The sequence below is a fragment of the Burkholderia sp. E168m23 genome (assembly GCF_016586125.1).
Lineage (GTDB): Bacteria > Pseudomonadota > Gammaproteobacteria > Burkholderiales > Burkholderiaceae > Burkholderia > Burkholderia orbicola.
In genome coordinates, this window is the sequence record NZ_BCPP01001054.1 from 1 (window position 1) to 2,308 (window position 2,308).

General features: G+C 68.8%; 2 protein-coding genes. Both read left to right on the plus strand.

The features are described 5' to 3' along the window. Window positions 1-1,377 (plus strand): FAD-containing oxidoreductase (locus tag JMF90_RS33905; RefSeq protein ID WP_201326059.1); only part of this gene is annotated, 1,377 nt, incomplete at its 5' end. A 79-nt stretch (window positions 1,378-1,456) separates the two neighbouring features. Next, window positions 1,457-2,308 (plus strand): LysR family transcriptional regulator (locus tag JMF90_RS33910; RefSeq protein WP_201326060.1); only part of this gene is annotated, 852 nt, incomplete at its 3' end.

Sequence of the window (2,308 nt, forward strand, 5' to 3'; positions counted from 1 at the left end):
ACGCAACACTTCGATGCAATCGTCATCGGCACCGGCCAGGCCGGGCCGCCGCTCGCCGCGCGGCTCGCCGGCGCCAGCATGAAAGTCGCGATCATCGAGCGCGGCCGCTTCGGCGGCACCTGCGTGAACACCGGCTGTATCCCCACCAAGACGCTGATCGCGAGCGCGTACGCCGCGCAGCTTGCACGGCGCGCCAGCGAATACGGCGTGTCGGTCGGCGGCCCCGTCACCGTCGACATGAAAGCCGTGAAGGCGCGCAAGGACCAGATTTCCGGCCGCTCGAACCACGGCGTCGAGCAATGGGTGCGCGGCCTCGACAACACCACCGTCTTTCAGGGTCACGCCCGGTTCGAACGCGCGAACGCGGTGCGCGTGGGCGATGACGTGCTCGAAGCCGAGCGCATCTTCATCAACGTCGGCGGACGCGCGCAGGTGCCCGCGATGCCGGGCCTCGACTCGGTGCCGTACCTGACCAACTCGACGATGATGGACGTCGACTTCCTGCCCGATCATCTGGTGATCGTCGGCGGCAGCTATGTCGGGCTCGAATTCGGTCAGATGTACCGCCGCTTCGGCTCGCAGGTCACGATCGTCGAGAAAGGCCCGCGCCTGATCCGCCGCGAGGACGAGGACGTGTCGCAGGCCGTGCGCGAGATCCTCGAAAACGAAGGGATCGACGTGCAGCTCGACGCGAACTGCCTGAACGCGCGCCGCGACGGCGACGGCATCGTGGTCGGCCTCGACTGCGCGGGCGGCGGCCGCGAGGTCGCGGGCTCGCACCTGCTGCTCGCGGTCGGGCGCGTGCCGAACACCGACGATCTCGGGCTCGACCGCGCGGGCATCGCTACCGATGCGCGCGGCTACATCACCGTCGACGAGCAGTTGCGCACCAACGTGCCCGGCATCTGGGCGCTCGGCGACTGCAACGGACGCGGCGCGTTCACGCACACCGCGTACAACGACTACGAGATCGTCGCGGCCAATCTGCTCGACGACGATCCGCGCAAGGTGTCCGACCGCATCATGGCCTACGCGATGTACATCGATCCGCCGCTCGGCCGCGTCGGCATGACGCTCGCGGAAGCGAAGCAGACGGGCCGCCGGCTGCTGGTCGGCACACGCCCGATGACGCGCGTCGGCCGGGCGGTCGAGAAAGGCGAGAGCCAGGGCTTCATGAAGGTGATCGTCGATGCGGACAGCCACGCGATCCTCGGCGCGTCGATCCTCGGCGTGACCGGCGACGAAGTCGTGCACGGGATGCTCGACGTGATGACCGCCGGCGCGCCGTACACGACCATCAGCCGCGCGATGCATATCCACCCGACCGTGTCCGAGCTGGTGCCGACGCTGCTGCAGGATCTGCATCCGGTCGAATGACGCACGGCAGGCGGGCGGCCGCGCATCCGGTTCCATCGGTGTGCGAAGATGGCCGCTCGCCACGCCATCCGGGAACGCCATGGACCGCCTGCAAACGATGCAGATCTACGTACAGATCGTCGAACGCGGCAACTTCACGCAGGCCGCCGACGCGCTGCAGCTGCATCGGCCGGCCGTCACGAAAGCCGTGCAGCAGCTCGAACAGGAGCTCGGCGTCCGGCTGCTGAACCGCAGCACGCGCCGCGTCAGCGTGACGGCCGAAGGCGAGGCGTTTCATGCGCGCTGCGTGCAACTGCTCGCCGGCATCGACGATGCGTTCGCGTCGTTCCCCAAGCAGCGCGCGGTACCGAAAGGCCGGCTGCGGATCGACATTGCGCTCGCGCTCGCGAAGACGATCGTGATTCCGGCGCTGCCCGACTTCCAGCAGCGCTATCCGCAGATCGAACTCGTGCTCGGCGCGAGCGACCAGCCGGCCGACCTGATCGGCGAAGGCATCGACTGCGTGGTGCGGGTCGGGACGCTGAAGGATTCGAGCATGGTCGCGCGCACCGTCGGCGCGGTGTCGATGGCCACGTGCGCATCGCCCGCCTATATCGCGCGCCACGGTTTGCCGCGTACGCTCGACGATCTGCGGACGCATCGCGCGGTCAACTTCTTCACCGGCCGCAACCGCCGCGTGCTCGAATGGACGTTCCGCCCGCACGGCGAAACCATCGCGGTGAAGCTCGCGAGCAGCCTGCTCACCGACAACTCGGAAGCGCTGCTGTCCTGCGGGCTCGCGGGCCTCGGCATCGTGCACGCGTTGCGGCCCGCGCTGCAGCCGAGCATCGACTCGGGCCAGTTGATCGAGCTGCTGCCCGGCGTGCCGGCCGTGCCGAAGCCGGTGTCGGTGCTGTACCCGAACCGCGCGCATCTGCCCGACAAGGTGCGC